Annotated in this window: 26 protein-coding genes; 3 read left to right on the forward strand and 23 right to left on the reverse strand. The window is 61.8% G+C overall.

What is annotated here, in order from left to right; translation table 11 throughout:
- Window positions 1-199 precede the first annotated feature (199 nt).
- The 8 genes from FDM28_RS10505 to FDM28_RS10540 all read right to left on the reverse strand — a co-directional run bounded on the left by FDM28_RS10505 (window position 200) and on the right by FDM28_RS10540 (window position 8,170).
- On the reverse strand, window positions 200-850 hold the full coding sequence (locus FDM28_RS10505; protein WP_138515085.1) for a glutathione S-transferase: 651 nt from the start codon (window positions 848-850) through the stop codon (window positions 200-202).
- 46 nt (window positions 851-896) lie between these two features.
- Complete coding sequence (trhO, locus tag FDM28_RS10510; RefSeq protein ID WP_138515086.1) at window positions 897-1,844, reverse strand: oxygen-dependent tRNA uridine(34) hydroxylase TrhO; 948 nt, start codon at window positions 1,842-1,844, stop codon at window positions 897-899.
- 47 nt (window positions 1,845-1,891) lie between these two features.
- Window positions 1,892-3,256, reverse strand: a complete 1,365-nt coding sequence (locus FDM28_RS10515) for an MBL fold metallo-hydrolase RNA specificity domain-containing protein (RefSeq protein WP_138515087.1) — start codon at window positions 3,254-3,256, stop codon at window positions 1,892-1,894.
- 115 nt (window positions 3,257-3,371) lie between these two features.
- Window positions 3,372-4,502 carry a molecular chaperone DnaJ gene (gene dnaJ / locus FDM28_RS10520; RefSeq protein ID WP_138515088.1) on the reverse strand — a complete coding sequence of 377 codons (1,131 nt, stop codon included), beginning with the start codon at window positions 4,500-4,502 and terminating at the stop codon, window positions 3,372-3,374.
- A gap of 91 nt (window positions 4,503-4,593) precedes the next feature.
- On the reverse strand, window positions 4,594-6,543 hold the full coding sequence (gene dnaK, locus FDM28_RS10525; RefSeq protein WP_138515089.1) for a molecular chaperone DnaK: 1,950 nt from the start codon (window positions 6,541-6,543) through the stop codon (window positions 4,594-4,596).
- 123 nt (window positions 6,544-6,666) lie between these two features.
- Window positions 6,667-7,227, reverse strand: a complete 561-nt coding sequence (gene grpE, locus FDM28_RS10530; protein ID WP_138515090.1) for a nucleotide exchange factor GrpE — start codon at window positions 7,225-7,227, stop codon at window positions 6,667-6,669.
- Between the two features lie 126 nt (window positions 7,228-7,353).
- Window positions 7,354-7,707: an FKBP-type peptidyl-prolyl cis-trans isomerase gene (locus tag FDM28_RS10535; protein WP_138515091.1), complete on the reverse strand. Its 354-nt coding sequence runs from the start codon at window positions 7,705-7,707 to the stop codon at window positions 7,354-7,356.
- Between the two features lie 151 nt (window positions 7,708-7,858).
- Complete coding sequence (locus tag FDM28_RS10540) at window positions 7,859-8,170, reverse strand: winged helix-turn-helix transcriptional regulator (RefSeq protein ID WP_138515092.1); 312 nt, start codon at window positions 8,168-8,170, stop codon at window positions 7,859-7,861.
- A gap of 266 nt (window positions 8,171-8,436) precedes the next feature.
- Here FDM28_RS10540 and FDM28_RS10545 point away from each other — a divergent pair, with 266 nt between their 5' ends.
- A complete protein-coding gene (locus FDM28_RS10545; protein WP_138515093.1) occupies window positions 8,437-8,718 on the forward strand; it encodes a late competence development ComFB family protein in 282 nt (93 codons plus the stop codon).
- A gap of 12 nt (window positions 8,719-8,730) precedes the next feature.
- Here the strand turns inward: FDM28_RS10545 and FDM28_RS10550 are convergent, their stop codons facing one another.
- Both FDM28_RS10550 and rpoD read right to left on the reverse strand, forming a co-directional pair.
- Window positions 8,731-9,573: a shikimate dehydrogenase gene (locus FDM28_RS10550; protein WP_138515094.1), complete on the reverse strand. Its 843-nt coding sequence runs from the start codon at window positions 9,571-9,573 to the stop codon at window positions 8,731-8,733.
- Between the two features lie 104 nt (window positions 9,574-9,677).
- Entirely contained in the window at window positions 9,678-11,987 is a 2,310-nt protein-coding gene (rpoD, locus tag FDM28_RS10555; protein WP_138515095.1) for an RNA polymerase sigma factor RpoD, read from the reverse strand.
- A 263-nt stretch (window positions 11,988-12,250) separates the two neighbouring features.
- On the opposite strand from rpoD, the gene FDM28_RS10560 reads away from it, so the two are divergent.
- The gene (locus FDM28_RS10560; protein ID WP_138515096.1) at window positions 12,251-13,051 is read left to right on the forward strand and encodes a substrate-binding periplasmic protein; all 801 of its coding nucleotides are present in this window, start codon (window positions 12,251-12,253) and stop codon (window positions 13,049-13,051) included.
- Window positions 13,052-13,103: 52 nt separating this feature from the next.
- Here FDM28_RS10560 and dnaG read toward each other — a convergent pair whose 3' ends face one another.
- From dnaG to FDM28_RS10575, 3 genes are all read right to left on the reverse strand, one after another.
- On the reverse strand, window positions 13,104-15,119 hold the full coding sequence (gene dnaG, locus FDM28_RS10565) for a DNA primase (RefSeq protein ID WP_138515097.1): 2,016 nt from the start codon (window positions 15,117-15,119) through the stop codon (window positions 13,104-13,106).
- Between the two features lie 136 nt (window positions 15,120-15,255).
- Window positions 15,256-17,145, reverse strand: coding sequence for a gamma-glutamyltransferase family protein (locus FDM28_RS10570; protein ID WP_138515098.1), 1,890 nt, complete (start codon window positions 17,143-17,145; stop codon window positions 15,256-15,258).
- 36 nt (window positions 17,146-17,181) lie between these two features.
- Window positions 17,182-17,763, reverse strand: coding sequence for a peroxidase-related enzyme (locus FDM28_RS10575; RefSeq protein WP_138515099.1), 582 nt, complete (start codon window positions 17,761-17,763; stop codon window positions 17,182-17,184).
- Between the two features lie 297 nt (window positions 17,764-18,060).
- Between FDM28_RS10575 and pcaC the strand changes: the two genes are divergently transcribed.
- Complete coding sequence (pcaC, locus tag FDM28_RS10580; RefSeq protein WP_138515100.1) at window positions 18,061-18,480, forward strand: 4-carboxymuconolactone decarboxylase; 420 nt, start codon at window positions 18,061-18,063, stop codon at window positions 18,478-18,480.
- Window positions 18,481-18,495: 15 nt separating this feature from the next.
- On the opposite strand, the gene FDM28_RS10585 is transcribed toward pcaC, so the two are convergent.
- From FDM28_RS10585 to FDM28_RS10630, 10 genes are all read right to left on the reverse strand, one after another.
- Window positions 18,496-18,720 carry a helix-turn-helix domain-containing protein gene (locus FDM28_RS10585; protein ID WP_206021948.1) on the reverse strand — a complete coding sequence of 75 codons (225 nt, stop codon included), beginning with the start codon at window positions 18,718-18,720 and terminating at the stop codon, window positions 18,496-18,498.
- Between the two features lie 160 nt (window positions 18,721-18,880).
- A complete protein-coding gene (locus FDM28_RS10590) occupies window positions 18,881-19,300 on the reverse strand; it encodes a hypothetical protein (RefSeq protein ID WP_138515102.1) in 420 nt (139 codons plus the stop codon).
- 128 nt (window positions 19,301-19,428) lie between these two features.
- A complete protein-coding gene (locus FDM28_RS10595) occupies window positions 19,429-19,944 on the reverse strand; it encodes a chemotaxis protein CheW (protein WP_138515103.1) in 516 nt (171 codons plus the stop codon).
- 179 nt (window positions 19,945-20,123) lie between these two features.
- Window positions 20,124-21,020, reverse strand: coding sequence for a lyase family protein (locus tag FDM28_RS10600; protein ID WP_138515104.1), 897 nt, complete (start codon window positions 21,018-21,020; stop codon window positions 20,124-20,126).
- Window positions 21,021-21,062: 42 nt separating this feature from the next.
- The gene (locus FDM28_RS10605) at window positions 21,063-21,965 is read right to left on the reverse strand and encodes a sugar phosphate isomerase/epimerase family protein (RefSeq protein ID WP_138515105.1); all 903 of its coding nucleotides are present in this window, start codon (window positions 21,963-21,965) and stop codon (window positions 21,063-21,065) included.
- Between the two features lie 5 nt (window positions 21,966-21,970).
- Window positions 21,971-22,855 carry a 4-hydroxyphenylpyruvate dioxygenase gene (locus tag FDM28_RS10610; RefSeq protein WP_138515106.1) on the reverse strand — a complete coding sequence of 295 codons (885 nt, stop codon included), beginning with the start codon at window positions 22,853-22,855 and terminating at the stop codon, window positions 21,971-21,973.
- Window positions 22,856-22,894: 39 nt separating this feature from the next.
- A complete protein-coding gene (locus tag FDM28_RS10615) occupies window positions 22,895-23,647 on the reverse strand; it encodes an ABC transporter ATP-binding protein (protein WP_138515107.1) in 753 nt (250 codons plus the stop codon).
- A gap of 3 nt (window positions 23,648-23,650) precedes the next feature.
- Window positions 23,651-24,409 carry an ABC transporter ATP-binding protein gene (locus FDM28_RS10620; RefSeq protein WP_138515108.1) on the reverse strand — a complete coding sequence of 253 codons (759 nt, stop codon included), beginning with the start codon at window positions 24,407-24,409 and terminating at the stop codon, window positions 23,651-23,653.
- A complete protein-coding gene (locus tag FDM28_RS10625; protein WP_138515109.1) occupies window positions 24,409-25,392 on the reverse strand; it encodes a branched-chain amino acid ABC transporter permease in 984 nt (327 codons plus the stop codon). Before FDM28_RS10625 ends, FDM28_RS10620 begins: the two co-directional genes overlap by 1 nt.
- A gap of 22 nt (window positions 25,393-25,414) precedes the next feature.
- On the reverse strand, window positions 25,415-26,290 hold the full coding sequence (locus FDM28_RS10630; protein WP_138515110.1) for a branched-chain amino acid ABC transporter permease: 876 nt from the start codon (window positions 26,288-26,290) through the stop codon (window positions 25,415-25,417).
- Window positions 26,291-26,329: the final 39 nt, after the last annotated feature.

Consider the following 26,329-nt stretch of genomic DNA (forward strand, 5'->3'; position numbering starts at 1 on the left):
CAACGGGTGCATCGGGCGGTGCGTGCGCGTGCCCGGTGCGGCTCTCTGAGTTTTTATTGAGCTGGAATGATCGCACGCCTCGGGGCGTGCTGACAGGGGGCCCGCGCAGCTTTACCCCGCAGGGGCGGGGCAAGACAGGGGTTTCTGGTAAGCAGATGTAAAACCGTCTCACGTGGCGGGAAATCCCGCTGCTTGGGGCCTAAACGGTAGGGAAGTACACCGGTGTGTCACCCGCTTGCCATGGGGTGTATTTGTGCATGCAGGCCTCCAGCAACGCAGAGTGTTCAAACGCCGTCAGCCAGGCTTGCAAACGGGGCCAGGCTTGTGCGTCGAACCATGCCCTGTCGGTGTGGGCGCATTGGCGCACAAACGGGGCGATAGCCGCATCCGCCAAGCCCCAGTGAGTGCCGTGCAAAAACGGGTGCTCGCACAAGCGGGATTCAAGTGCTATCAAAAAAGTAGCGCATTGCGCACGGTGGACGTCGCCATCCGGCAGGTTGTACCGGTTGGGGTATTTGTACCGGTCCAGGTGGTGTTTGAATTCACCGTCACAGTCCGCAATCAGCTGCAGGCTGTGCTGCCGCGCAGCGTCATCCGCCGGGAGCCATTGCGCTGGGTCATGGCGCTGCAGGCACCAGAGCATGATGTCCAGGCTTTGCTCCAGGACTTTGTCATGGTGCAACACGAGTACGGGGACCGTGCCTTTGGGTGAGGCTTGCAGCATCTCGGGCGGTTTGGCCCGCAGTACGATCTCGCGCAATTCGCACGCCGTGCCGCTGCTGGCGATGGCCAGCCGGGCCCGCATCGCATAGGGGCAACGGCGAAAGGAATAGAGCACAGGCAGGGTCATGGGCTCAGGCTGGGGCTCTAGCGCGGGCAATGGCAGCGTTGAGCGCTCAAGCGGCGTCGGGCTTGGGCAGGCTGGCGCCTATGTGGACCTGCCGGCGGGCCTTGGCCAGCTCCCACTGGCGTTGGCGCTCGCGGGCGCTGGCTTTTTGAGTGTCGCTGGTGTGGGCGTGACAACGCGGGCAGCTCACGCCGGCTTCATACAGGGGGGAATTGGTAGCGCCTTCTTCCAAAGGGTGGCGGCAGGCCCGGCACAGGCCGTGCGGCCCGGGTACCAAGCCATGGCCGACCGACACACGTTCGTCGAACACAAAGCATTCACCCTGCCACAAGCTTTGCTCCGGGGGGATGGTTTCCAGGTATTTGAGGATGCCGCCTTCGAGGTGGTAGACCTCGTCATAACCCCGCTCGCGCATGTAGGCGGTGGACTTTTCGCAGCGGATGCCGCCGGTGCAAAACATGGCCACTTTGGGTTTTTTGCCGGACTGGCCCAGTAGCTCGGATTGCTCCACCCACGCAGGCAATTCGGCAAAGCTTTTGATGTGCGGGTCAATGGCGCCGGCAAAGGTACCGATCTCCACCTCGTAGTCGTTGCGGGTGTCTACTACCACCACGTCCGGGTCGGAGATCAGGGCATTCCAGTCTTCGGGCTTTACATAGGTGCCGGCCATTTTGGTGGGGCTGATGCCGGGCACCTGCATGGTGACGATCTCTTTTTTCAGGCGCACCTTCATGCGGTAGAAGGGGGCTTTGTCAGAGAAGGATTCTTTGTGTTGCAGGTCCGCCAACAAAGGGTCTGCACGCAGGTAGGCTAGCACCGCATGCACGTCCTCCGCAATGCCGGCGATGGTGCTGTTGATGCCTTCGCGGGCGAGCAGGATCATGCCTTTGACATTGCGGCTTTCGCAAAACGCCAGCAGTGCGGGCTTGCGCTCGGCGTAGTCCGGCAGGTCAACAAACTTGTAAAAGGCGGCGGTCAGGTATTCGGGGGACGACATGCCCCGATTGTGCCTTCACCGGGGAGTGCGCCCCGGTACTCGCCGGCTCATACAGGCCAGGTGGAGCTGTGCTCCGGCACCAGCGCACGCCAGTGCAGTTCACGCTCAATCCGGGTGCGTAAGGCGTCGGCCGCGGGCAAATCACCGTGCACCACATACACCTGGTCCGGCGGCGAGGGCATCTGTTGCAACCACTGCAGCAGTTGGCCCGAGTCCGCATGGGCGGAGGCAGACTCCAATTGCACCACCTCGGCGTTGATTTCTACATCGCGGCCGTGGATGCGCACAGTGCGCGCACCGGAGGCCAGTGTGGCGCCCCGTGTGCCGGGGGATTGGTAGCCGGTCAAGATGACCATGTTGCGGTGATTGCCTGCGTGGTGGGCCAGGTGGTGCAATACCCGCCCCCCGGTGGCCATGCCGCTGGCCGACAAAATCACCATCGGTCCGTGGCGCGAGGCCAGTGCCTTGGATTCGTCGGTGCTGCTGACCATGGTGGCGCAGCGGGTCATGACATGCACCTCCCGGGTGGACAGGCGATGCTCGCCCGGGTGTTGCTCAAACAAGTGGGTGGTGTGCACTGCCATCGGGCTGTCCAGAAACACCGGCAAGCCATGCGGAATCTGGCCTTGCTCCTTGAGCTGGGCAATAGCCAGCAGCAGCGCCTGGGCGCGGCCCACGGCAAATACGGGGACTACCGCCACCCCGCCACGCGCTGCCAGCCGGTGCAAGGCGGGGCCGAGCTCGGCAAGCAGGTTGTCTGCCGGGTGAGTGCGGTCGCCGTAGGTGGATTCGATCAACACCGTGTCGGCGGCGGGGGGCGCATCGGGCGGATTCATCAGGCTGTCGTCGGGGCGGCCCAAGTCACCGGAGAACAGAATGCGCCGCCCGGCCACCTCCAGCAAGATGCTGGAGGCTCCGAGGATGTGGCCGGCAGGCTGAAAAGTGGCCTTCCAGCCCGGCAGGGGGCTGAAGGTGTGGCGCTGCTTGACGGCTTTGAGCAGGGGCAGGCTGTCGAGGGCGTCCTGCCGGGTGTAGAGGGGCAGAGCCGGGTTGTGTTTGGAAAAGCCGTGGCGGTTGGCAAACAGGGCGTCCTCTTCCTGGATATGCCCGCTGTCGGGCAGCAGAATTTTGGCCAGGTCCCGCGTGCCCTCGGAGCAATATACGTGGCCGCGAAAGCCTTCGCGCGCCAGCAAGGGGAGGTAGCCGCTGTGGTCGAGGTGAGCATGGGTCAGCAGCACTGCTCCCACATCCTCGGGCACCAGCGGCACAGGCGCCCAGTTGCGCAGGCGCAGGGGCTTGTAGCCTTGGAACAAGCCGCAGTCCACCAGCAGGCTCTGGTCGCCATGGCGAACCCAGTATTTGGAGCCGGTGACGGTGCCGGCAGCGCCCAGAAAAGTGATGGTGACGGACATGGTGCAAACCTCCCGGCAGCCCGTGGGCAAAAGCACCCGTAAAAAAGCCGCCGGGTCCTTTATAGACTGCGGCGGCTTCTGCAGGGCTCAGGGTGAGCCCTGAGCTTGCGCTGGATCAGCTAAAAAAGCTTTTCAGGCGGTCTGTCCAACTGTCACCCGTGGGGGAGTGCTTGCTGCCGCCCTTTTTGAATGACTCGTCCAATTCCTTGAGCAGCTTGCGCTGGTGCTCGGTGAGCTTGACCGGTGTTTCCACGGTGATGTGGCAATACAGGTCGCCCGGGTAGCTGGAACGCACACCCTTGATGCCCTTGCCGCGCAGGCGGAACTGCTTGCCGGTTTGGGTGCCTTCGGGGATGTCGATCGCGGCTTTGCCGGCCAGCGTGGGCACATCAATTTCGCCGCCCAATGCGGCCGTGACGAAGCTGATGGGCACCGAGCAATGCAGGTCATCGCCATCGCGCTCAAAGATGTCGTGCTTCTTGAGCCGGATTTCGATGTACAGGTCGCCGGGCGGGCCGCCATTGGTGCCAGGCTCGCCATTGCCTGCGCTGCGGATGCGCATGCCACCGTCGATACCGGCGGGGATTTTGACTTCCAGCGTCTTCTGGCGCTTGATCTTGCCCTGGCCGCTGCAGACGTTGCAGGGGTCGGGAATGACCTTGCCATTGCCACGGCAAGTTGGGCAGGTTTGCTGCACGCTGAAGAAGCCTTGGCGCATTTGCACCGAACCGGCGCCGTTGCAGGTGCCGCAGGTTTTGACCTGGGTGCCGGGTTTTGCACCGGTGCCCTTGCAGGTGTCGCAGTTGTCCCAGCTGGGGATGCGGATTTGCGCATCTTTGCCGCGGGCCGCTTCTTCCAGGGTGACTTCCATCGCATAGCTCAGGTCGCCGCCCCGGTAGACTTGGCGCCCGCCACGGGCACCACCGCGCTGCTGGCCGAACATGTCGCCAAAGATGTCGCCAAAGGCTTCGGCAAAACCGCCATAGCCCTCGCCGCCACCGCCACCCCGGTTGGGGTCCACGCCGGCGTGACCGTACTGGTCGTAGGCGGCACGTTTCTGGGCGTCAGAAAGCATCTCGTAGGCCTCTTTGGCCTCTTTGAATTTCTCTTCAGCGGCTTTGGCAGCATCGCCCTGATTGCGGTCAGGGTGGTGCTTCATCGCCAGTTTGCGATAGGCCTTTTTGATCTCTTCTTCTGATGCGGTCTTGCCGACGCCCAGAATTTCGTAATAGTCGCGTTTGGCCATGTGTCTCTTGTGCCTGTTTAGAACAGAAAAGCCGCGTTGAACCCCAAGTGGCGTTCAACGCGGCATCTTTGTGCTGCGCTAGTGTGCCAGCTTAGCCTTTTTTGACTTCTTTAACTTCAGCGTCCACGATGTTGTCGTCGTCCGCTGGCTTGGAAGCCTGTGCGCCTTGGTCAGCACCGCCGGCAGGCTGCTCACCGCCTTCAGCGGCTTGCTTGGCTTGCATGTCGGCGTACATCTTTTCGCCCAGCTTCTGGCTGGCGGCCATCAGCGCTTCGCTCTTGGCCTTGATGGCGTCTTTGTCGTCAGACTTCAGGCTATCTTCCACGTCCTTGATGGCCGCTTCGATCTTTTCCTTCTCGCCGGCGTCCAGCTTGTCGCCGTACTCGCCCAAGCTCTTCTTCACGCTGTGGGCGTTGGCTTCGGCTTCGTTGCGGGCCTGGACCAGTTCGAGCTTCTTCTTGTCGTCGGCAGCGTTCAGCTCGGCGTCTTTCACCATTTGCTGGATTTCGTCTTCCGACAAGCCAGAGTTGGCTTTGATGGTGATCTTGTTTTCCTTGCCGGTGCCCTTGTCCTTGGCGCCCACGTGCAAGATGCCGTTGGCGTCAATGTCAAAAGACACTTCGATCTGGGGTGTGCCACGTGCTGCGGGTGGGATGCCTTCGAGGTTGAACTCGCCCAGCATCTTGTTCACGGCAGCGATTTCGCGCTCGCCCTGGAACACCTTGATGGTCACGGCAGGCTGGTTGTCTTCAGCGGTGGAGAAGGTCTGCGCGAACTTGGTGGGGATGGTGGTGTTCTTGCTGATCATCTTGGTCATCACACCGCCCAGGGTTTCAATACCCAGGGACAGAGGAGTCACGTCCAGCAGCAGCACGTCCTTGCGGTCGCCCGACAAAACCTGACCTTGGATCGCAGCACCCACGGCCACGGCTTCGTCAGGGTTCACGTCCTTGCGGGGTTCCTTGCCAAACAGTTCCTTGACCTTCTCTTGCACCTTGGGCATGCGGGTCATGCCGCCGACCAGAATCACGTCGTGCACTTCGGAGGCCGACACGCCAGCGTCTTTCAACGCCGTGCGGATAGGCGCAATGGTGCGCTCGATCAACTCCTCCACCAGGGACTCCAGCTTGGCGCGGGTCAGCTTGATGTTCAGGTGCTTGGGGCCGGACGCATCTGCGGTGATGTAGGGCAGGTTGATGTCGGTTTGGGAGCTGCTGGAGAGTTCGATCTTGGCCTTTTCAGCGGCTTCCTTCAAACGTTGCAGGGCCAGCACGTCCTTGGACAGGTCGACGCCTTGCTCTTTCTTGAACTCGGTGATGATGAAGTCGATCACGCGCTGGTCGAAGTCTTCACCGCCCAGGAAGGTGTCACCGTTGGTGGACAACACTTCGAATTGCTTTTCGCCATCGACATCCGCGATTTCGATGATGGACACGTCAAACGTACCTCCACCCAAGTCGTACACGGCGATCTTGCGGTCGCCCTTTTCGTTCTTGTCCATACCGAAGGCCAAAGCGGCAGCGGTAGGTTCGTTGATGATGCGTTTCACATCCAAACCGGCAATGCGGCCAGCGTCCTTGGTTGCTTGGCGCTGCGCGTCGTTGAAGTAGGCGGGCACGGTAATCACGGCCTCAGTCACTTCTTCGCCGAGGTAGTCTTCGGCGGTTTTCTTCATCTTGCGCAGCACGTCTGCGCTGACCTGCTGGGGCGCCAGCTTGTTGCCGCGCACTTCCACCCAGGCGTCGCCGTTGTCGGCAGCGGCAATGGTGTAGGGCATCAGGTCGATGTCCTTCTGTACTTCTTTTTCAGTGAACTTGCGGCCGATCAGGCGCTTCACTGCGTACAGTGTGTTGCGGGGGTTGGTCACGGCTTGACGCTTGGCGGATGCACCCACCAACACTTCGCCATCTTCTTGGTAGGCAATGATGGACGGGGTGGTGCGCGCGCCTTCCGCGTTTTCGATCACTTTGGGCGTGTTGCCTTCCATCACAGCAACGCAGCTGTTGGTGGTTCCCAAGTCAATGCCGATGATTCTTCCCATGGTGTACTCCTAAAACTCTAAAAATTCAGATGTGGATAAGGTGTGGGCTACTCAAAACGTTTCAAGTGCCCAACCGCTCAAAAAATACGATTAATCCGGTCGGCTGGTTGTGCGCTGTCGCACTTACTTGGGGGCAGACACGGTGACCAAGGCCGGGCGCAGCACGCGATCAGCAATGGAGTAGCCCTTTTGCAGCACATTGACCACGGTGTTGGCTTCCTGCTCGGAAGGCACCACGCTGATGGCCTGGTGATGGTGCGGATCGAACTTGGTGCCGGCAGCCGGTGCGATGGCGATCACCTTGTTGCGCTCCAGTGCAGCTGTCAATTGGCGCAGGGTGGCCTGGGCGCCTTCGCGGATTTGTTCGGGGGTGGCATCTTTGATCACCAGACCGGCTTCCAGGCTGTCAGCCACGGGCAACATGCTCTCGGCAAAGCTTTCCACGGCGAACTTGCGGGCTTTGGAGATTTCGTCCTCTGCGCGGCGGCGGGCGTTTTCGGCCTCGGCTTTGGCGCGCAAGAACTGGTCGGCCAGCTCGGTGCTTTTGGCTTTCAGGGTCGCCAGCTCAGCCTGCGCTGCGGTCAGCGCATCAACTTCGTTAGCAGCCGCAGCCGCCAGAATTTCTTCGGGGCTTTGGGGGGCGTCTGTGGCCGGGGTGCTGGGGGTGCTTGGGGTATCTGACATACGGTTCAATCCGGTTGAATGCGATTGCGCCCTAATTGGCGACGCATAACCATGTTTTCAAGGGGGGCTTGCCGGATATCTTTCCGATATCCGGCCAAAGTCACATGGGAGGGTGGGGTGACGGGATTAACCGCGAACGCCCAACAACTCCACATCAAATTTCAGAGTGGCGTTGGGAGGGATCACGCCGCCAGCGCCGCGGGAGCCGTAGCCCAATGCTGCGGGGATGATCAGGGTGCGCGCACCGCCGACCTTCATGCCGGCCACACCTTCGTCCCAACCGCGGATCACCATGCCGGCGCCCAGGTGGAACACAAACGGGTCGTTGCGGTCCTTGCTGGAGTCGAACTTGGCGCCTTGCACGCCATCGTTGTACAGCCAGCCGGTGTAATGCACGGTGACGCTTTGGCCTTTGGCGGCTTCGGGGCCTTCGCCCACGATGGTGTCTTCAAATTGGAGGCCGCTGGCGGTAGTAGGCATGTTCGAATCCTTTTGCTATAAAAATGAGAGCTGACCGCGCATATGCACAGGGCGCTGGCGGCCGGAAAAACCCTAAATTATGCCCCAGCCAAAAAAAAGACAGGCATGGCCTGTCTGGTGGGGTGCGGACCGCAGGGCGGTCGGGCGGGGTTTACTTGGTCTTTTTGGCTTGCGCGGTGGACCATTTGACGGCAAAGGCCTGCAAATCGCCCAAGCGCTTCACGAGGTCGGTGCCTGCGGTGGTCAGGACATAGCCATCCGCACCATGGGTCAGCAAGGCGGCTTCGCGCAATTCCTTGATACGGGTGTTCAGGGTGTTGGGGGTAATGCCGCCCACGCTGTCTTGCAGCAAGCGGAAGGTTTGGGCGTGACCATCGCGCAAAGCCCACAAAACGCGAATCGCATAACGGGATTCCAACAATTCCAACAGTTGTCCCACGGCGACCGTTTCTTTTGCACTCATTACCTTGCCCTTTATTGTTGGTACTTTGCTTGTGTCTGAAGGGATGGGCGGCTCCATGACCGCGAATCCGAAATAGAGCGGAAACTATAGCGCAGATTTTGCACTGCTACAAGTTTCATAGCTGTTAACGCATGTAAACAGGGCGCCGCCCTTTGCAAGGGGCTTTGCATGCTCGCTGTCCGGCGTGTGCTTGTCACATACGGGACGGGGTGCTATGGTTCTTGGCTAGCATCACGCACTCGACTATTTCCGGAGGCAGTTCCACCATGAATTTCAATTTTGAGCAGGTCCATAACTATTACGAACGCCTGGTTTTTGAAGAGGTGGTGCAGCGCGCGGCACAGCACCCCGAGTTCACCAATGACATGCTGGCCGACGTGTGCTGCGTAGCTTTGAACCGCCTGCCGGCCCGCTACGTCCGGCACGATGTGGATATGATGTTTTACCTCACTGAGCAGGAGCGCCAGGCGATAGAGCTGTCCCTCGAAGAGGTGCTGTCCTTCGCCTTCCGCTTCGTGGGGGAGCGCAGCGCCAAGACCGCTGTCTGAGCGCCGCGTGGCTTAAAAAGTCGCCCGTATTTTCTGCATCAGCGCCGGGCTGACGGAGGGCAGGGGACCGAACCAGGCTTCAAACGCTGGGCGTGCCTGGTGCAGCAACATGCCCAAGCCATTCACCGTGGCGTTGCCGCGGGCGGCCGCTGCCGTGAGCAAAGGCGTTTCCATGGGTACATACACAATGTCAGAGACCAAGGCCGTCACCGGTAATGCGTCCAGCCGCAGATCCAGCGCCGGCTGACCATGCATGCCCTGGTTGGTGGTGTTGACCAGCAAGGCTACGCCTTCCAGTGCGTCATGCCGCTCAGTCCACGGAACGGCTTTGACACGGGGCCCAAACTCTTGCGCCATGTCTGTGGCCTTGGCATCGCTGCGGTTGGTGAGCCGGATTTCCGGCACGCCTTCGTCGAGCAGGCCGGTGACCACCGCGCGTGCTGCGCCGCCGGCACCCACCACGCAAGCGGGGCCCTGGGCGGGCTTCCAGGTGCTGCGCGCTTCATACAGGCTCTGGATGAAGCCGAAGGCATCGGTGTTGCGCCCGCTCAGGCTGCCATCGGCATTCACCACAATCGTGTTGACCGCGCCTATGCGTTGGCCGAGGGCATCGACCTCATCGACGATGCTCATGGCATCAATTTTGTGGGGAATGGTCAGGTTGCAGCCTGCAATGCCCAGCACCGGCAGGGCGCGCAGAGCCTGCTCCAGCTTTTCGGGCTGTACTGGCAGCAACACATAGGCGCCACGCAGGCCGTGCTCTTCAATCCAGTGGTTGTGAATGACAGGGGAGCGGGAGTGGGCCACAGGCCAGCCCATGACGCCGGCGAGTTTGTACGGTTGATCGTTAGCCATAACAGTTGGAGAAGCAGCGATGTGAAATCAGTACTATCAAAAAATAGCGCCCCGCGCACATTCCATGTGGGCTGGGGCGCTAAATGGCTTGAAAGCCTCAGGCTTTACAGCGTATCGGTGAAGCTGCGCAGCTTGTCCGAGCGGCTGGGGTGCTTGAGCTTGCGCAGCGCCTTGGCTTCGATCTGGCGGATGCGCTCGCGGGTCACGTCGAACTGCTTGCCCACTTCTTCCAAGGTATGGTCGCTGGTCATTTCGATACCGAAACGCATGCGCAGCACCTTGGCTTCACGCGGCGTGAGGCTGTCCAAAATGTCTTTGACCACATCGCGCAGGCCGGCCTGCATCGCGGCTTCCATAGGCGCGGTGTTGGCGCTGTCTTCGATGAAGTCGCCCAAGTGGCTGTCGTCGTCGTCCCCGATCGGCGTTTCCATGGAGATCGGCTCTTTGGCGATCTTCATGATCTTGCGGATCTTGTCTTCCGGGATCTCCATCTTCTCGGCCAAGACGGATGCATCGGGCTCAAAACCAAACTCTTGCAAGTGCTGGCGGCTGATGCGGTTCATCTTGTTGATGGTTTCGATCATGTGCACCGGGATACGGATGGTGCGGGCCTGGTCTGCAATCGAGCGGGTGATGGCCTGGCGGATCCACCAGGTGGCGTAGGTCGAGAACTTGTAGCCGCGACGGTATTCGAACTTGTCTACCGCCTTCATCAAACCGATGTTGCCTTCTTGGATCAAGTCCAGGAACTGCAGGCCGCGGTTGGTGTACTTCTTGGCAATCGAGATCACCAAGCGCAAGTTGGCCTCGATCATTTCCTTCTTGGCGGCACGCGATGCGTACTCGCCGGCGTTCATGCGCTTGTTGATGTCCTTGAGTTGGTCCAAAGGCACCACCACCTGGGATTGCAGGTCGATCAGCTTTTGTTGCAAGTCCTGCACCGGTGGAATATTGCGGCCCATGACGGCGGCCCAAGACTTGCCCGATGCAGCTTGCTTTTCGATCCACTTGAGGTTCAGCAGGTTGGAGGCCACCTTGTTGCCGGCCTTGTCACGGCCGCTGAAGTCGGCAATGAACTGCTCTTGCGGGTAACCGCACTTGTCCACGATGATGCGGCGCAGTTCGCGTTCCTTCTTGCGCACATCATCCACTTGGGCGCGCACCATGTCGCACAGCTTCTCGATCGCCTTGGCGGTGAAGCGGATGGTCATCAGCTCGTCGCTTAGGGCCTTCTGGGCTTTCACATAGGCGGGCGTGCCGTAGCCTTCCTTGTCGTAAACCTTGTGCACCTTCTCGAAGAGCTCGCGCATCTTGTCGAAGCGCTCCAGCGCCTGCTTCTTCAGCTCTTCCAGCTTCTTGGTCAGCGCTTTGGAGCCGCCTTTGCCGTCGTCATCGTCGGCTTCGTCGAATTCGTCGAAGTCTTCTTCGGCCACATAGTCGTCAGCTTCGTTGGGGTTGGAGAAGCCGTCCACGATGGTGGTGATGACCACCTTGCCTTCGCGGATGTCTTCACCCAGGCGCAGAATTTCGGCGATGGTGGCAGGGGAGGCCGAGATCGCCTCCATCATGTCCATCAAGCCGCCTTCGATGCGCTTGGCGATTTCAATTTCGCCTTCGCGGGTCAGCAGTTCCACGGTACCCATTTCGCGCATGTACATGCGCACGGGGTCGGTGGTGCGGCCGAATTCCGAGTCCACGGTGGAGAGGGCTGCTTCGGCTTCTTCTTCCGCTTCTTCTACGGTGGCTGCGGTGGAGACGTTGTTGTTCAGCAGCAGGGTTTCCGCATCGGGGGTCTGCTCATACACCGCCACACCCATGTCGTTCAACATGGAGATCACCACTTCCAGGGTTTCTGCATCCACCAGCTTGTCGGGCAAGTGGTCGGAGATTTCGCCGTGGGTCAGGTAGCCGCGGGTCTTGCCCAGGGTGATCAGGGCCTTGAGGCGCGCGCGGCGCTTGGCCATGTCTTCTTCGGACAAGACGGTCTCGTCCAGACCGAATTCCTTCATCAAGGCGCGTTCTTTCGCCTTGCTGATCTTCATGCGCAGGGGCTTGACCTTCTCGCCCGTGGGCGTGGTCGTAGCTGCTGCTTCTGGCTCGCCGACCAAGTCCGCTTCAATGTCCGACATGTCCATGTCGTCGCCGCTGGACTCTGCTGCCGCTGCCTTGGGCTTGCGGCCGCGCTTGGCACCTGTGGTGGCTTTGGCGGGTGCCGAAGACTCGTCAGCCGCTGCTTTGGCCGGCCGGCCGGCTTTCTTTTTGGCGGGCGCTTCTGCGGCGGCCAGTAATGCGTCGGCGGCTTCTTTCAACTGGGCGGCTTTGGATTTCGGTGCGGTCACTGCGGTGGCTTTCTTTTCGGTTTTGGCGGCGAGGCCGGCAGACTGATCGGGCTTGGCGGATTTTGAAGCGGGCATGCAAAAACCTCAGAACAACAAAAAACTAACAAACGATAGAACAGGTGCCGCCTACGCAACGCTGGAGACGCGAGGTAGTGGCAAGGCAGGGAATCAAATTCCCTGATGGCAAGATGGGAGGGCGATCATTTGGGGTGCAGTCCTTGCGGTAATGTGGCCGTTGTGAGTAAATTTTCACGGTAGCCTAGCCCGGAGGTGCTGCTGTCGCTCTTGCCGAAACAATCGCACATTATAGTTGCGATTCATATTATGAGAGCCGTTGGATGAATTTCAAGTTCGCATGCAGTCGGACCCACTGGATCGGAGCGTGTGTGCTCGGGCTGTCGCTGGCTGCCCGGGCCGCAGGGCCGGTGGTGGAGTTGTCGGCATTGACCGAGCAGTTGCCCCCCTTGAATATGGAGGCCGACAGCCGCGTTACCGGCTTCTCCAGCGAATTGTTGGATTTGATAGCGGCCGACGCCGGCATCCATGTGCGCAAACAGGTCCTGCCCTGGGCCCGTGCGTATGACCGGGCATTGCGGCACAGCGATGTGATTTTGTATTCCCTGGTGCGCACACCCGAGCGGGAAAGCCTGTTCCGCTGGGTGGGGCCCATCAGCCCGCGCCGCATCGTGCTCTACCGCTGGGCGGACCGCACCGACATCGTGCTCAAAAACCTCGACGACGCGCGGCCCTACCGCATCGGCTCCACCCTGGAGTCCGCCTCCACCAAGTTGCTCGAAAAACTGGGATTCGCGGCCATTCCCGCCACGGATGCCGCGGGCGGCGGGTTGGAGCTGGGGGTGAACGACGAAACCAATATGCGCAAGTTCATCGCCAAGCGCTTTGACTTGTTGGTGTCGCTCGATTGGGCCGCGGCCTACAACGCCAAAAATGCCGGCATCGACCCGGCGCAATTGGTGCCAGCGCTGGTGCTCGATGAATCCTCGGCCTACTGGTACGGCCTGAACCCGGGCACCGACCCGGAGGTGGCCAAGCGGCTGGACCAGGCCTTGGTCAAAGCCAAGGTCGATGGCCGCTACAACCAGCTCCGCCAAAAATACCTGCTGAAAAACAGCAAATAGTCTGCCGGCACACGGCAGGGCGGCGCTTCCAACCAGGGGGCTTCAGGGTGGACTAGCTGTCTGCGACTGCGGGCTGTAGCAGTTTGAGCAGCTCTTTTTTGCGGTCCATCAGCACCCGCAACTGCCCGAGGTTGGTCGGGTCGGTGGCCAGAGTGCGCATTTGCGCGTCCAGCCGGTCCAGCAGCATGCGGTTGAGCAGGTCACGCAACTCGGGGCCGGACTCACTCAGGGGCTCCGAGGCCAGCACGGGGCCGGCGGTGAGGCGCTGCACCAGGTCTTCGGCCGGGTGCCCCACGATTTCTTCTTTCAAGGTACCGCGCGACACCGGCCCGTGCTCATGCAATTGGCTCTCCAGCCAGGTGAAGAGCTCACCATGGGGTGCCGGAAGCTCGCACAGCAAGCCATGGTCTTCGCTGGAGAGGATGTCCCACAGCTCGCTGTGGTTGAGCAGGATGCGGGCTGCCAAGTCGGGCCGGCTGTCCAGCTTGGCCAGCGGGCCGGCAGGGCGCGCTTCGCGGTTGCCGAATTTGCTGCCTTTGCCGGACCACTTGCCTTCCCATTTGCCGTCGCCCTTGCCACGGGGCGTCCAGCCGTCTTTTTTCCACTCGGTTTTCTTCTTCCACTCGTCCTGCGGAATCCAGGGCTCGGAGAACTCGGCTGGCTCGTCGTAGGAAAAGTGGTCGTCATCCGGGCTGAACTCGGTGGCGGGTGGCGCTTCGCGTTTGCGCCGTGGCGCTTCCGCAGGCGCGGGCTTGGCTGCACCGTGGGCCCACAGGGTGCCCAGCTCGGTGCTGCCCAGTTGCACCAGTTGGGCGATTTCGCTGAGCAGTTGGAGCTTGAGCGCGCCGTCGGGCAGTTGGTTCCACAGAGGCTTGGCGTTGCTGGCCATACGGGCCCGGCCTTCGGCAGTGCTCAGGTCGCAGCCGTCCTGAGCCGACTCCACGAGAAATCTACTCAGCGGCGTAGCCTTGGCTACGTAGTCGGCAAACGCTTCTTTGCCGTAGGCGCGGATAAAGCTGTCCGGGTCGTGCTCGGCAGGCAGGAACAAAAACTTGATGCTGCGCACATCGGACGCAAAGGGCAGCGCGCCATCCAGCGCCTTGCGGGCAGCGCGCCGACCGGCGGCGTCTCCATCAAAGCTGAACACCACAGCGTCCGTGAAGCGAAACAGCTTTTGCACATGGTCGTTGGTGCACGCAGTGCCCAGCGTGGCCACGGCATTCGGAAAGCCCAGCTGCGCCAGCGCCACCACGTCCATGTAGCCCTCGGTCACCAGCACATAGCCGTGCTCGCGCAAGGAGCTGCGGGCTTCAAACAGGCCGTACAGCTCACGCCCCTTGCTGAAGACCGGTGTCTCAGGCGAGTTGAGGTACTTGGGCTTTTCATCGCCCAGCACGCGCCCGCCAAAGCCTATGCATTCGCCCTTGATGTTGCGGATGGGGAACATCACCCGGTCGCGGAAGCGGTCGTAGCGCTTTTCTTCCGCGCCGTTTTCGGCCTCGTGGAGGATGACCAAGCCGCTTTCCACCAACAGCGGGTCGGTGTATTCGGGGAAGATGCTTGCCAGATTGCGCCAGCCTTCGGGGGCGTAGCCCAGCCCGAACTGTTTGGCCACTTCGCCGGAGAGGCCGCGGCCTTTGAAATACTCAATCGCCCGGGGCGACTCCTTGAGGGCACGCTTGTAGGCGTCGCAGGCTTTTTCCAGTACGCTGGTCAGGGTGTTCTGCTTTTCGCGCTGGGCCTGGGCGCGGGCGCGGTCCTGGGGGCTGCCTTCTTCTTCGGGCACCACCATCCCGAACTGGCCGGCGAGGTCTTTGACCGCTTCGATAAAGGTCATGCCGGCGTGGTCCATCAGGAAGCCGATGGCGTTGCCGTTCTTGCCGCAACCGAAGCAGTGATAGAACTGCTTGGTCGGGCTCACCGTGAACGAGGGCGACTTTTCCCCATGAAACGGGCACAGGCCCATGAAGTTGGCACCGCCCTTTTTGAGCTGTACATAGCGGCCCACGATCTCCACCACGTCCGCACGCGCGAGCAGTTCCTGGATGAAGCTTTGGGGGATGGCCATGGGGCGATTGTAGGGACGTACGCCATGTCGGCGCCTCGTCCCGGGTGTGCTAGAGCGGTGATTTTGCTATCAATTCAGAAGCTGCTCGCGCATATTCCACGAGCGCTAGAGGCTGATTTCATATGAAATCCAAAACTCAATCGCCCAGCACAATTCCTTCGCGCCTCGGGTCGGCCCCGCCGAAATAGCCGGTGGCGGTGCGCTCAATGGCCTGCAGGCCGCTGGGCATGGGCACTTCCAGCACGGTGTGGCCGCGGGCCCGCAGGGCTTGCACGGTCGCGGCATCGAAGTGGCCGGCCTCCAGCAGGGTGGGGCCGTTGAGCGAGCCGAAGTTGGGCAGGTTGATGGCTTGCTGGGCATTCAGGCTCCAATGGAGGTTTGCATACAAGGTTTTGGCGGTGAAGTGGATGATGAGCGCGCCGCCCGGGCTGCCGCCGCTCATCAGCAGCTTGCCGCTGGCTTTGTCGAACACCAGGGTGGGCGACATGCTGGAGCGGGGCCGCTTGCCCGGCTCCACCCGGTTCGCCACGGGGCGGCCGTCCGGGCCGTTGGGGCTGAAGCTGAAGTCGGTGAGCTGGTTGTTAAGCAAAAAGCCGCCGGCCAAGCCTACGCCCCGGTTGACCATTTGGCGCGAGCCCCATGCGTCTTCAATCGTGGTGGTCATGGCCACGACGTTGCCGTAAGCATCCACCACCGAGATGTGCGATGTGCCGTACTCGATCTGGTCCGGCATGGGGGCGTAGCTCAGCGGGGTGCCTGCGGGCTGGCCGGGCAGGGCCATTTGCATGCTTTTGCCTTGCGGGCTGCTGTCGATCAGCGCAGCGCGGCTACGCAGATAAGCGGGGTTCAACAGGCTGGTCCAAGTGCCACCGGGAGCTTGCACAAAGGCGGGGTCGCCCAGGTACTGCGCACGGTCGGCAAAGGCCAGACGTGCAGCCTCGGTGTAGAGGTGTAGCCAGTCCGCCGTGGGCAGTCCTTGGGCCAGTGGCAGGGTGGAAGCGGGGGTGTTGTCCAACATGCGCAGGATCTGGCCGATCGCAATGGCGCCCGAGCTGGGCGGCGGCATGCCGCAGATACGCACCTCGCGCCCCGGGGCTGCGGCATTGGTGGCGCGGTAGTCAAAACACAGCGGTTCGCGCACCACCGGGCGGTAGCCGGCCAGGTCTTGCGGGCTCAGGCTGCCGGGGTTGCTGGGGTGGCCTTGCACTTTGCGGGCGATGGCTTGGCCTACCTCGCCCTGCAGCAGGGCAGACGGGCCGCGGTCCGCAATGCCTTGCAGCACGGCCGCCAGCTCGGGGTTGCGCAGCACATGACCCGCAGGCCAGGGTTTGCCGGCCGCGTCGTAGAAATAGGCCGCGGCTACCGGGTCTTTTTTCAGATGCGGCTCTGCCGCCAGCAAGGCCGCCATGCGCGGGCTGACCGCAAAGCCTTGTGTGGCCAGGGTGATGGCCGGTTGGAACAGGCTGGCCCAAGGCAGCTTGCCGTGTTGCGCGTGGGCCTGTGCCAGCATGGCTACTGCACCGGGCACGCCCACGGACCGGCCGCCTACTACCGCGTCTGTGAACTTCATGGGCTGCCCTTGGCTGTCCAGAAACAGGGCGAGCGTTGCGGCAGCGGGAGCGGTCTCCCGGCCATCGAACGCTTGGGTGGTGGTTCCGTCGAAGTGCAGCAGGAACGCGCCGCCCCCAATGCCGCTGCTTTGTGGCTCCACCAGCGCCAGCACCATTTGAACGGCAATGGCAGCATCCACCGCGCTGCCGCCTGCGGCCAACACCTGGCGGCCCGCGTCGGTGGCTAGGGGGTTGGCGGCGGCCACCGCATAGGTGCGCGTGGCCCAGCCGGGTTTGGCCGTGTTGCCGGTGGCGGCTTCGGGCTGCGCTGGTGGCGCGATGTAGTTCAGGGTGCCGGGTACGGTACTGCACGCCGATAGCAGGCTGACCGCAATGGCCAAGACCGTGCCGGCCCAGCGCGGCTTGAGGGCAGGCGGCGTAGTGCGTAGCGGGGAGGGCGATGTGCTGGTTTGCATGGGGCTTCTGGGGCGTGGGGGCAGGCTGCGTTGTGTTTACTTGGCTTTGGGCACGCGGCCCAGCAGGTAAAACTCGGGGTTGGGCTGCATGCCGGTCACATTGGCCATGCGGTTGCTCAAACCAAAGAAGGCGGTAATGCCGGCAATGTCCCAGATGTCTTCATCATCAAACCCATGGGCGTGCAGGGCGGTGAAGTCGGCGTCGTCGACCGTGTGGCTCTCTGTGCAGACCTTCATCGCAAAGTCCAGCATGGCGCGCTGGCGGGGCGTGATGTCGGCCTTGCGGTAATTGACGGCGACCTGGTCGGCCACCAAAGGCTTCTTTTCATAAATGCGCAGGATGGCGCCGTGTGCCACCACGCAGTACAGGCAGTGGTTGGCCGCGCTGGTGGTGGTAATGATCATCTCGCGCTCCCCCTTGGTGAGGCTGCTGCCTTCGCGCAGCATGAGCGCATCGTGGTACGCAAAGAAAGCGCGCCACTCGGCCGGGCGGCGGGCGAAGGCCAGAAACACATTCGGAATGAAGCCGGACTTCTCCTGCACCTCTAGAATTTTGGTCTTCAGGTCGTCCGGCAGGGTGTTGAGGTCGGGCAAGGGGTAGCGTGGGGCGTGGCTCATGGGTCTTCTCGGGTCGTATTTATTTATACCTATGGCCGCCATATTTTTTATTGCTTTTACAGCAGCGCGGCGGCTCCCTACCATTCATCGTACTGCGGCAGAACCCGCTAGTCTTGATTTGCCACAGTGTTCAACAGGTCTTACATCCACCATCATCCACAGGAGTGCCACACCATGAAACATCTCAAAGCCAGCGCAGGTATCGTCATCAACGGCACGGGCTTGATCGTGCTCTTGTCTCACCTGGGGCAGTGGCACGCGGGCTAACATGGGTTTTTTTGCCCAGGAGCCTGTGACATGACCCAGCCGGTGAACCCGCCCGTCCATCCCTTGCCGGAGAGCCGCCACCCCGAAGCCTTTGCCCAAGGCCTGGCCATGCGCAGGCAGGTGATGGGGGATGCGTTTGTGGACGCCGCGTTGGCCAATGCCACGCCCTTCACGGCACCGCTGCAAGAGCACATTACCCGCGCCGCGTGGGGCGATGTGTGGCAGCGCCCGGGCCTGGACCTCAAGACCCGCAGCCTGATCACCGTGGCCATGCTCACGGCGCTGGGCAAGCAGAACGAGCTCAAAGGCCATGTGCGTGGCGCGCTGAATAACGGAGCGTCGGTGGCCGAGATTCAAGAAGTGCTGCTGCACGCCACCGTGTACTGTGGTGTGCCGGCGGCGGTGGAGGCGTTTCGCTCGGCGAGTGAGGTGGTGGCGCCGCCTGCCTGAGTGCGGGGAGCGCGCTTAGGCTTCCACCAGCAGCTCGCGGGGCGGCACGCCCAAAGAGTCGGCGAGTGCCACCAAGACCAGCAAGGTGGGGTTGGCGGAGCCGGATTCGATACGACTGAGGTAGGTACGGTAAATGCCGCAGCGCTCTGACAGAACCTCCTGAGATATCTCAGCGTCTTGCCTTAAACCCTTGATACGCTTTCCGACGATAAGTTTGTAATTGATCTTGTTTTTAGTCACCGTCGCAGTGTCCGGTGAATGCGTTTTCTTGCAAACACATTCATTCGCACAAGCGGTGGAGCGGGTGGTGAGTGCCATGGTGCCCGGGGTAAGACGGCTCCAAAAACACCATGGTCTGCCTGGTGGCCCGGGGTGTCCGTGCGCTGGCGCGCGTGGGGGCTTAGATGAAATCCAGCAGCATGTCGCGTACCTTGCCCGGGGCGGTGCGCTTGCAGACCTCCTCCGCGTTGAGTGGAAACACTTGCACCTCGCCCGGCAGCTGGCCGGCGATTTCGTCCGCAAAGCGGCTCACGCCAACGGCCACGCCCCGGGCTTGCAGGGCAGGTGTTTTTTCGCGCAGCACCGGCACCATGCCAAACAACTTGCTCTGGTTGCGCAGGTTACGCATGGCGTGGTGGAGGGCCTCGGTGTCGCCTTCAATGAGTTGCATCACATGCCCATTGGCAAACAGCGTGATGCCGTGGAGCCCGCTGTGGGCCGAGTTGTCGGCCTGGAAATAGGCCGCCTCGATCACCGGGGGCAGTGCAATGCCGTATTCGTCCACCAACGAGCTGGCGACAATCCAGCGGGAATAAGGCATGGGTCCGGGCTCCTTGTTGTGACCGCGAAGGCACCAATGCGGTGCCGATGTTTCACTGTAAAAAAAGGAGCGCGGGCGGGGAACACACTCATTCAGACGCCCGCAGCAGGCGCACGCAGGGCGGATGTTTAGTGCGTCAGGGCGTAAGAGCGCAGCGCCTCTTCGCCTTCCAGCAGCTGGTCCATATTCAGCAGGATCAACATGCGGTCATCCACCGAGCCCAGCGCGGTGATGTGGCCGGGCTGAAAGCCATTGCCAAAGGCTGGCGCGGGCTTCAAGTGGTGGGGCTCCAGGGTGACCACGTCAGACACGCTGTCCACCACCGCGCCCACGATGCGGTTGCCCACATTGAGCACGATCACCACGGTCAGCTCGTTGTACAGCGCCTGCTCCTGGCGGAATTTGATGCGCATGTCGATGATAGGCACGATCACGCCGCGCAGGTTGATCACACCTTTGAGCGACTCGGGCATATTGGCCAGGGCGGTGGGCTTTTCGTAGGACCGGATTTCTTGCACCCGCAGGATGTCGACGCCGTACTCCTCTTGGCCGATTTTGAAGGCCAGGTACTCATACACCTGGCTGGGGGCTTGGCCCACGGGCAGGCTGGTGGTGGATACGGGGGCAGTAGCGGTGAGGGACATGGCAGTAACGGGTGAGTGGAACAGATGCCGCCATTTTAATTTTATTTATTAAAAAAGCAATTAATTCATTGTAAATAATTAAATTAAACAAAATTCGACAGCAAACCGCTCCCGGAAGCCCTGATGGCGCAGTTAGGCATCTTTTAGACCGCTAGCGCCCGTCCCATCTGCGGGATGTGCTACTTTTTTAATAGCGTTTGTGCCAAGCCCCAGGCACTGGCATGGGCGGACATGAGCAGCTGCGTCCAGTCGCTCTGGTCGGCTTGCCAAACACCCAGGCCCCGGGTGTGGGCATGGGGCATGGAGCCCAGCAGGCCGGCCAGCCTCTGCGGTGCGCGGCGGGCCATGGCCAGTGCCATCAGGCAGCTGGCAGGGGGGTCGGCGGCACCTGCCTCGCGCACCAGGGCGCTTGCCAGGGTGCCCAGGCTCCCGGTCAGCAAGGCGATATCGCAGCCCAGTGCGACCCAGGTGTCGCGTTGGATGTCCCACGCATCGGGTGGCACCGCCAGCCCGAGCAGGGCGGCCACGCGGTCTTGCACCGCCGGCCCGTGCTCCGGCAACTGGGCCCGCATGCCGCCTAGTTGCACCGCCAGCGCCTGCCCGGTGCTGAGCTCCAGGCGCTGCAGTGCGCGCTGGAGTGCGGCGGCATGGGCAAGGCGCAGCGGTGCTTGCAGGGGCGTGATGCAGCTTTGCACGTAGTGCCGTGTTTGCGCCACCACCTGCCGGGTCATCAGGGCCATGGTGGTGTCCACCAAGTCTTGCCGGGTGATGCGGAAGTGCACATAGGGCACCGCAGCCGGGTTGAACAGGCCCACCGTGTCCTGCAGGCTTTTGACCAGTGGGTCGGCCAGGCTGCCGGAGCTGGCGCTGTCGCGCACGATGCGGGGCGCATCAAACAGCTCGGCTTTGCAGGTGCCCACAATGGAGCGGGCCGCGTCGGCCGGAATCACGCCCGCATCCGCCTGCGCTTGGGCGAGTGCGGCTTCGACCCGCAGCATGGCCGCCACAAAGCGCTGCGCCCCGAAGGACTCCAGCACCTCGGGCGGGTACAAAAAGTCGTCAAACACACTGCTCATGGCGGGCGGGTCGGTGGATGCGGCGGGGCTGGGCTCAGCGCCTCAGGCGCGAGCCTGGCGCAGGCGCATCTGGTTGGGCAGGGGGACCGAGCGGCGCAGCACATCTTCGCCCAGCCACAGGGCAGCGCGACGCGCGCGGGCAGCCACGGTTTCCAGCGGCATCTGCTGGTAGTCGTCGTTGAATACCTCAAAGCTGTAGTCACCGCGATAGCCCAGCTGGTGCAGCTTGAGCACGAGTTCCGCCAGAGCCTCGCTGTGCACGCCTTCGCCGGGGAACACGCGGAAGGTGCGCGCCGTGGTGATGCGCTCCTCGACCGTTTTGATTTCGTTCCACATGAAGTCGGCCAGCTGCACTAGAAAGATCTTGCTGGGGTCCAGAATCTCCAACTCGTCCAGCGGGGTCTTGGTAGCAAACAGGTGGAAGGAGTCAAAGCCCAAACCCAGGTTGGGCATGTCGGCTTGCATGATGAGGTCCCACGCCTGGGGGAACTCGTTCACGTTGCGGCCCCATGACAGGGCCTCGAACGCGATTTTGATGTTCATCGGAATTGCCAGCATGGCCAGCTTGCGCAGGTCCTGCACCAGTTTGTCGGTGTCACCGGTGGCGTGGGTGGAGGTGCTGGAGCAGGCCAGCATCACCCGGCAGTCCAGGGCCGCGCACATCTCCATCATGCTTTTGGCGATGTCGACCTTGTAGTCATGCAGGTGGCCGGAGAGGCCCTCAAAGTCGCGCAGCACCTGAAAGCCGGTCACGCGCAGGCCGCTGTCCTTGACCTCTTGCACCGCTGCGCGCCAGCCCTCGGGGTGGCTTACCAAGTCACGGGCCAGCAGCATCACCTGGGTAAAGCCGGCCGCCTTCATGGCGTCCAGCTTGGCCTTCAGGGGCCCGGCCAGCGTGATGGTGTCCATCCCGAAGTCGTCAAATTTGCCTTCAAATTGGCTCATGGTGTTCAACCCCGCACTTGGTGAACCAGCTCAAACATGGCATTGCCCATGGTGGGGCGGGTGAGCGCGCCCTTGCTGTCCTGGCTCGCGTCTTTGCTGGGCACAAAGTCCACCCCCCGCTGGCGCAGGGCCGCCACCGTGGCTTGCACATCCGGGGTGCCCAGGCCGATGCGCTGGAAGCACTCATCGTCTTCCACGTCCAGCACGCCGGGTTCGGGCTCAATGAGTTGCAGGTAAAAGGTTTTGCACGGGCTTTGCAAAATCCGGCCTTTGGGCAGGATGCCGAAGCGGGTTTCGGGCTCCAGCGCGGTGAAGCCGAAGAGGGCGCCGTAAAACTCGGTCCAGTCGTCCACGCGGTCGTTGCCGATGTACTGCACCACACCGAAAAAGTGCAGGCCGGTGATGGCGGGTGGGTTTTTGTCGACTGCGGGCACGGGGGTGAAGTCCACGTCGTAAATCGAGAACTCACGGTGGCGATCCACAAAGTAGATGCGGCTGTTGCCCACGCCATGCACGGCGGGGATGTGCAGCTCCATCACTTCCACCTGCACCGGTACGGCCCAGGCACCACGGTCCAGCGCGCGCTTGTAGGCGGCAGACGCGTCTTGCACCCGCAGGGCGATGGCGGCGATCACCGGCTTTTCAGTCAGCGCGGCGCCCCGGCCGTGGGCGTTGACGATGACGTTCACATCGCCTTGGCGGTACAGCAGCACCTCGCGCGAGCGGTGGCGTGCAATCGGGCGGAAGCCCATGGCCTCCAACACCTGGCCCAGCGCTTGCGGTTTGGACGTGGCGTACTCAATGAATTCAATGCCTTCCAGCCCCAGGGGGTTGGGGCCTTCGTCAATGTGTTCGCGGTCTGCGCCGCTGGGGCGTGGGGTGTTTGTCATGGATTCTCCCGGTCGTCAAAAAGTAAAAAAAGAAAATGGTTACACCGTAGCGGCAGCAGGTGCCGCCGTGGTGTGTGCACCGCCCAAAAACAACCGCTCGATATGCGGGTCTGCCAGCAATTCGGATGCCGGCTTTTGCAGCACCAGGCGGCCGGATTCGAGCGCAATGGCTTCGTCGGAAATTTTGAGCGCGCTCTTCACGTTTTGTTCCACCATCAGCACCGTGGTGCCCTGGTCGGCCAGCTTGCGCAGCAGCTTGAACACATCGGCCACCACCATGGGCGAGAGGCCGATGGAGGGCTCGTCAATCAAAATTACTTTGGGGCGCAAGAGCAAAGCGCGGCCGATTTCGAGCTGCTTTTGCTCACCGCCGGACAGGGCCGCTGCCGGCGAGTGCAGACGCTGCTTCACGCGGGGGAAGAATTCCAGCACTTCCGGAATGCGCTCGTGCGTGGTCTTCATGCCTAACGTAATACCGCCCAACTCCAGGTTCTCGTACACGCTGAGCTGGCCGAACAGGTTGCGGCCCTGCGGCACAAAGGCAATGCCGTGTGCCAGCAAGGCCTTTTGGCTGGCACCGGCCACGCTCACGCCGTCGAGCAGGATGTCGCCCTGGCGTGGCTTGAGCAAGCCGAACAGGGTTTTGAGCACGGTGGACTTACCCGCGCCATTGGGGCCCAGCAGCAGGGTGATGGTGCCGCGTTTGGCTTGGAAGGACAGGTTATTCAGGATCATGAAATCCTTGTAGCCCGCCACCACGTCCTTGAATTCAATACAGGTATCTGTTGTCATGCTTCAGCTCCCGAGGTAAGCGTCAAGGACTTGCTTGTTGTTGCGGATTTCTTCGGGTGTGCCGATGGCCATGACCTGGCCCTCGACCATCACCATGATGCGGTGGCACAGGTCCATCACGAAATCCATGTTGTGCTCGATCACCACAAAAGAGCTCTTCTTGCCGAACTTCGGGTTGCGGTTGAGCTCTTTCAGCAGGGTGCTGATGCCGCCCACCAGGCTGGGGTTCACCCCGGCGCAGGGTTCATCGAGTAGCACCAGGTCGGGCTCGCTCATGAAGGCCATGGCAATGTCCACCAGCTTTTGCTGGCCGTAGGACAGCTCGCCGGCCTTTTTGTCGGCCACGTGGCGGATGTGGAACTGGTCGATCAGCGCATCAGCTTTGGCGCCCAGACCCGAATCGGAGGGGGCGAACATGCGGCTGAGCATGGAGCCTTGGTGCTCCTGGGCCGCGACGATCAGGTTGTCGCGCACGCTCATCTTGCCAAACACTTGCAGGGTCTGGAAGGTGCGGCCCACGCCGCGGCGGTTGAGTTCCAGTGGGCCTGCCTGCGTGACATCCTGGCCGTTGAGTTCGATCTTGCCTTCATCAGGCGTGATCTGGCCCAGCATGGAGTTGAACAGGGTCGTTTTGCCCGAGCCGTTGGGCCCGATCACGCCGAAGATTTCTCCGGGCATGACTTCAAACGACACACCGCCGACGGCTTGGATGGCGCCGTAGGATTTTTTGATGTTGGTTACTTTAAGGACCGGGTGGCTCATCACTTGGCTCCCTGTTGTTGGGCGGCGGCAGCGCGTGCGGCGCTGGCTTCGCGGGCTTGGCGCTTGGCCTTGATACGGTCGGGAATGCTCAGCAAACCATCAGGCAGCCAGATCATCAGCAGCACCACGGCGGCGCCGAAGACAAACAGGTACCAGGCCTGCGCAAAGCGCAGCCACTCGGGCAGGATCACACCCACGGCAGAGCCCAGCAGCGGGCCGAGGAAGTAGCCCGGGCCACCCACCACCACCATGAGGTACATCATGATGGACGCGCCCACGGTGAACGGCGCAGGCTCAATGAACTGCACCAGCGAGGCAAACAAGACACCGGCAATACCGGCGTATACCGCGCCGATGGCAAAGCTCAGAAGGGTATAGCTGCGGGTGTTGATGCCCAGGCTCTCGGCGCGAATCGGGTTGTCGCGCAGCGCCGTGAAGGCCTTGCCCCAGGGGCTGCGCAGCAGGCCCCATTGCAGGCCGCCCAGCAGCACGGCAGTGCCCAGCACAAAGTAGTAATAGGCCAGGTTGCCTTCGAGCGAGAAGCCGGCCAGGCTGGGGCGGGCAATGTTGTTGATGCCGAAGGTGCCGCCGGTGAGCCACTCTTCATTGCGCATCACCAGCCAGACGGCGGTGTTGAAGCCCAGGGTGGCAAAGGCCAGGTAAATGGTTTGCACGCGCAGTGCCGGAAAGCCCAGTGCGATGCCCACAAAAAAGCAAATCAGCGCGGCAGCAGGCAAGCCCACCCAGAAGCTGAGGCCGGCCTTCATCATGATGGCCACGGTGTAGGCACCGATGCCGAAGAAGGCGGCGTGGCCCAAGGACTTTTGCCCGGCGTAGCCCACGGTGAGGTTCAGGCCCATGGTGGCGATGACGAACACCAGCCAATACGACAGCAGGTAAATGCCGTAGTTTTTAAGAAAAGGCGGCGCAGCCAGCAGCAGAACTGCGCAAGCAGCTATCAAAAGAGGAGTGAGTTTTTTCATGATGGTGTCTTTCTGCAGAGGCTTAGACCTTGCGTTCCACTTTTTTGCCCAGCAGCCCTTGCGGCTTGAACAAAATCACGACCATGAAGATCACCAGCGCCACGGCGTCTTTGTAGGCGGGGGAGATGTAGGCGGCTGCCAGGTTCTCGCACACACCCACAATCAGGCCGCCCAAGAGCGCGCCACGGGAATTGTTGAAGCCGCCGATGATGGCTGCGAAGAAAGCCTTGTTGCCCAGGGACTCACCCATGTCGAACTTGGCCAGGTAGGTTGGGGTGACCAACAAGGCGGCGGCCACGGCCAGCAGCGCGTTGATGGCAAATGCGTAAAAAATCATGCGCGGCACGTTGATGCCCAACACGCTGGCGCTCTCGGTGTTTTGCGCCACGGCCTGCATGGCGCGGCCGGTCACGGTTTTGGTCATGAAGGCCTGGGTGGCAAACACCAGCACCAGAGCGAGCCCGAAGGTGCCCACATCGGCCAGGGTGATGGTCACGCCGGCAATGTTGAACAAGGTGTCGGCAAACAAACTGGGGAAGGGGTGGGCTTCGGCGCTGTAGCCGGCGCGCAGGCCGTTGCGCATGGCAATCGACAGGCCGATGGTGGCCACCACGATGGGCATCATGCCGAACTTGAACAAGGGGTCCACCAAGCCGCGCTTGAACACCCAGCCCAGCAGAAACACGGCCAGCACCACGGTCATGGCAAAGCTCACTGCCAAGGGCGCGCCCATGCTCAAAAAGCCCAGCATCATAAAGGCGGGCAGCATCACAAACTCGCCCTGGGCGAAGTTGATGGTGCCGCTGGCCTGCCACAAGAGCGTAAAGCCCAGGGCGGCCAAGGAGTAAATGGCGCCGGTGGCCATTCCACTGAAAAAGAGTTGAAGAAAATCGGTCATGGAGTCCCCTTTGGGCAAAAAAAGCCACCCCGGCCCCCT

Origin of the sequence: Rhodoferax bucti (assembly GCF_005876985.1) — a bacterium.
Lineage (GTDB): Bacteria > Pseudomonadota > Gammaproteobacteria > Burkholderiales > Burkholderiaceae_C > Allorhodoferax > Allorhodoferax bucti.